1 pseudogene is annotated in these 420 nt (G+C 70.2%); it reads left to right on the top strand.

The features are described 5' to 3' along the window. Positions 1 to 60: 60 nt before the first annotated feature. Positions 61 to 420 (top strand): annotated as a pseudogene (locus tag G3I17_RS39400) (serine--tRNA ligase); the annotation flags it as partial.

Below are 420 nucleotides of genomic sequence, written 5' to 3'. Positions count from 1 at the left end.
AACGCCGCACACGTCGATATCGGTTCGAGTGGGGGATGTCCGCACCGGTAGCCTTGAGGGGTGATTGACCTTCGCCTGCTCCGTGAGGACCCCGACCGTGTTCGCGCCTCCCAGCGCGCCCGTGGAGAGGACGTCGCACTCGTCGACGCACTGCTCTCCGCCGACGAGCTGCGCAGGTCGTCCGGCCTCCGCTTCGACGAACTCCGCTCCGGGCAGAAGTCGCTCGGGAAGCTGATCCCCAAGGCCACCCCCGAGGAGCGCGCCGAACTCCTCGGGAAGGCCGACCGGCTGAAGGCCGAGGTCAAGGCGGCCGACGTCGCCCGCGACGAGGCCGACGCCGAGGCCAAGCGGCTGCTCCTCCTGCTCGGCAACGTGGTCCACGTGGACGTTCCGGTCGGCGCCGAGGAGGACTTCGCCGTC

This window comes from Streptomyces sp. SID13031, from assembly GCF_010548305.1.
In the GTDB taxonomy this organism is placed as follows: domain Bacteria; phylum Actinomycetota; class Actinomycetes; order Propionibacteriales; family Kribbellaceae; genus Kribbella.
Note: the sequence above shows the minus strand (reverse complement) of the source record. Positions and strands in the feature narration are given on the sequence as shown.